This window comes from uncultured Veillonella sp. (genome assembly GCF_905209685.1).
Classification (GTDB): Bacteria; Bacillota; Negativicutes; order Veillonellales; family Veillonellaceae; genus Veillonella.
In genome coordinates this window covers 1-3,643 of sequence record NZ_CAJLUB010000151.1, presented here as the reverse complement: position 1 = coordinate 3,643, position 3,643 = coordinate 1, and the positions used below count along the sequence as shown (strand labels likewise).

General features: G+C 36.8%; 6 protein-coding genes. All 6 read right to left on the bottom strand.

Annotation, left to right across the window (positions count from 1 at the left end):
* Positions 1 to 145: 145 nt before the first annotated feature.
* Complete coding sequence (gene tnpA / locus QZ055_RS08610; protein ID WP_038125930.1) at positions 146 to 610, bottom strand: IS200/IS605 family transposase; 465 nt, start codon at positions 608 to 610, stop codon at positions 146 to 148.
* Between the two features lie 188 nt (positions 611 to 798).
* Positions 799 to 1,266 carry a hypothetical protein gene (locus QZ055_RS08605; protein WP_005386756.1) on the bottom strand — a complete coding sequence of 156 codons (468 nt, stop codon included), beginning with the start codon at positions 1,264 to 1,266 and terminating at the stop codon, positions 799 to 801.
* Between the two features lie 11 nt (positions 1,267 to 1,277).
* The gene (gene coaD / locus QZ055_RS08600; RefSeq protein ID WP_005386757.1) at positions 1,278 to 1,769 is read right to left on the bottom strand and encodes a pantetheine-phosphate adenylyltransferase; all 492 of its coding nucleotides are present in this window, start codon (positions 1,767 to 1,769) and stop codon (positions 1,278 to 1,280) included.
* 4 nt (positions 1,770 to 1,773) lie between these two features.
* Positions 1,774 to 2,325 (bottom strand): 16S rRNA (guanine(966)-N(2))-methyltransferase RsmD, encoded by a 552-nt coding sequence (rsmD, locus tag QZ055_RS08595; protein ID WP_295826205.1) that lies wholly within the window; start codon positions 2,323 to 2,325, stop codon positions 1,774 to 1,776.
* A gap of 67 nt (positions 2,326 to 2,392) precedes the next feature.
* The gene (locus tag QZ055_RS08590; RefSeq protein WP_295826202.1) at positions 2,393 to 3,391 is read right to left on the bottom strand and encodes an NAD(P)H-dependent glycerol-3-phosphate dehydrogenase; all 999 of its coding nucleotides are present in this window, start codon (positions 3,389 to 3,391) and stop codon (positions 2,393 to 2,395) included.
* A gap of 3 nt (positions 3,392 to 3,394) precedes the next feature.
* Positions 3,395 to 3,643 (bottom strand): glycerol-3-phosphate acyltransferase (locus QZ055_RS08585; RefSeq protein WP_295826199.1); only part of this gene is annotated, 249 nt, incomplete at its 5' end.

The window sequence follows — 3,643 nt, the reverse complement described above, 5'->3', positions numbered from 1 at the left end:
AATCATAACCACCCGTAGAACGGGTGGTTTGCTCTGACCCTATAAGGGTCTTTCTCTAGTGGTGGCCCTCTAAAGAGGGCATTGAATGATCTGACAACCACTCTATTACCACTGGCTGCCCCCTACTCGGGGGCTTTTGTTTTGCCTATTTTACTGGCTCACCCGTAAACGGGTCGGTGTATTCTTTAAAGTTTAATGTATCTTGCGCTATATCCTCTTGTAGTTGATTGCGAATATACTCTTTTATCGCTCCTTCATATCGTCCTACCGTATCCACATAATATCCTCTACACCAGAAATGTCTATTTCCATACTTATATTTTAAATTTGCGTGTTTATCGAATATCATGAGGCTACTTTTGCTTTTTAAATATCCCATAAAACTCGATACGCTTAAATGTGGTGGTATCGTTACTAGCATATGAATATGATCCGGACAGCATTCCGCTTCTATAATCTCTACATTTTTCCTCTTACATAAATCTCGTAAGATTTTACCTACATCAGCTTTTATCCGACCATAAATTATTTGTCTTCTATACTTTGGAGCAAAAACAATATGATATTTACATCTCCATTTACTATGTGATAAGCTTTTTACGTCATTCATTGACATTGAACCTCCTATGTTGAAATGTTGTGGTTGCCAGACCAACTTCATTTTACCACTAGGAGGTTCTTTCCTTTTCTCTAAGAATTTTTTACCGACCCCCAGTTTAACTGGGGGTTTAGTCATGCCTATTCGGCGTACAATAAAAAAAGAAGCGAAGGAAATCCTTCGCTTCTTTTTTATTTATATTATTGGTTTTCTTCTGTACGTTGTTCAGTTTGTTTCAAACTTTCACGATTTTGACGTAAGCTTTCCAATGTTTTCTCTAAGTTGTTTTCCACATATTTAAGAACATCACCAGCATATTGAATAGAGCTAGATTTCAATTCTTCAGAGGATTGGTTAGCTGCATTGATAATTTGATTGGCTTGTTCTTGCGCTTGTTTTACAAGTTCGCTTTCAGCAGTTAATTTAGCAATGTAGTCTTTTGCTTGATCAATTAAAGTTTCAGCTTGACGTTGAGCATCAGCTAATACTTTATCTTTATCAGCTACAATACGACGAGACTCTTCAAGTTCCAATGGTAAGGACTCTTGAATAGAATCAATAATACGCATAATTTCGTCTTCCTCAACCATACGTTTTGTAGTCATAGGAATACGGCTGCTAGATTCAATAAGAACCTCTAAATCTTCTAATAATTTTTCTGTTTTCATACAATTCACCCCTATTTATTATGGACCGTATTAAAGCGTTCTTCAAGTTTTTCCTTAACATCATCCGGAACTAACCCATCTAGCTTACCGCCAAATTTTGCAAGTTCACGAATACCTGTGGAGCTGACGAAAGAGTATTTATTATTAGTCATAATAAATACAGTTTCAATATCATCATCCAAATATTTTGCAAACAAAGCACGTTGAAATTCATATTCAAAGTCGCTTAACGCGCGCAAACCACGAATGATTATAGTAGCATTCTTAGATTTAACATATTCGTTAAGCAAACCGCCTGTACAATCAATCTCAACATTAGGAATATGTTTGACAGAATTTCGAATCATCTCAACCCGTTCTTCCATGGTGAACAAGGAATTTTTATTCGGATTAGAGCTAACAGCAATAATTAATTTATCAACTAATCGACTGCCACGTTCAAAAATATCAACATGTCCATTTGTAACTGGGTCAAAACTACCCGGACACACACCTATACGCACAGGTTTAGCTCCTTTCAGCTATGTTTACAAAATAGGAAACCATCGTATAACCAAATTTCTGTTCTTTTATACATTCCCATGATTGAGGCAAGGTAAATGCCTCATCCTTGTGGTGTTCTAATAGTAAAACACCGTCAGGCTTTAATAAATCATAGGTCACAACCAAATCTATGGTGTCTTGTATAAATCCATTTTCATATGGTGGATCAGAAAAAATATAATCGAACTGTTGTCCCATTATATAGTTTTTTAATTGTGAAAGTTTCCTCGGAATGATTTCTAACCGATCTTCCACATGACAGTGTTTAGCATTCTCTAAAATCAATTTTCCTGTTTTAAAGTCTACCGCTACTGCATGTGCTGCACCACGACTTAAGGCTTCAATAGCTACTGCACCTGTACCAGAAAATATATCTAATACATGAGTACCAAATATACCTCTATTAGATAATACATTAAACACACTTTCACGAACACGATCAAGTGTAGGTCTAGTATCTACCCCTTTAGGTGCTTTTATAGTATGTCCCTTTGCAGTTCCGCCAATAATTCGCATACAACCCTCACAAGATTATACTCATTAATTATAGTATATAAATAACCAAATTAAAAGTATCTTTTATTTATGATACTTCAATTTTAATATCTCGTCCCATCAATTCAGCTAATGCCAAAGCTGGAGATTTTTCTTCATATAAAACTTCATATAAAGCCTTAGTTATAGGCATTTCAATATGATGTTCACAGGCCATCTTATAAACAATGTCCGTAGCAAAAAAGCCTTCTACAACCATATTCGTATGATTAATGATATAGTCCATTGTTTTTCCATCTGCTAATTGTTGACCAGCGGCTCGGTTACGGCCATGTGGACTCATACAAGTGGCAATCAAATCCCCCATACCAGCAAGGCCAGCATAAGTTTCCTTTTGCGCCCCTAAGGCTACACCAAAACGAGTCATCTCATGTAAACCACGTGTTAAGAGTAAGGCTTTACAGTTATCACCTAACTTTAATCCGTCAACGATCCCTGCGGCAAGAGCAATAATATTCTTCGTAGCCCCAGCTAATTCAACACCAGTAATATCGGTATTTGCATAAATCCTAAAGTTTTGACTACATAATGTTTTCTGTAACATAGTGGCCACTTCAAGATTTTCTGTACTCAATACAGAGGCAGCAGGCAAATCACGACCAATTTCCTCAGCATGATTTGGACCAGATAAAACTGCGAGATTACATCCTACAGGGCCTAGAACCTCTCGCATAACTGTAGTCAATAACTTGCCAGTAGTACGTTCTACACCTTTTGAGCAAAGTATATAGGATTGTTCTTTATGCGCATATGGTTTAAGAGACTCTAAGCTAGTGCGTACATGTACAGACGGTGTAACCATTAGAACGATATCAGCCGCATTGATACAAGTAGCAAGATCTGAGCTATATAGTAATTCCTTTGGTAATGTTACACCTGGTAAGTACTCTTTATTCTCTAAATCTTCTGCTAATTGTGTAGCAAATTCTGGGCGTCGACAATATAAAGTTGTAGTATTTCCAGCTAATACGGATTTAATAGCAAGAGCAGTACCCCAGCTACCAGAGCCGACAACAACAACATTCATAGATTAATCCTTTTTGATACGTTCTACTTTTAACTCATTACCTGCTAGTAAACGTTTAATATTATCCCAATGTCGAACAATGACAAATAAAGCTGCCAAAGCGCCAAAGCCTACGAACCAATAAGATTCTCCTGTAAAATACATTAAAATTGGTACTAAAGCTGCTGCTATAATAGATCCTAGTGATACGAGCTTAGTAAAATAGACAATCACGCCCCATACCAAGAAGGCAATCAAAGCCACTAATGGTGA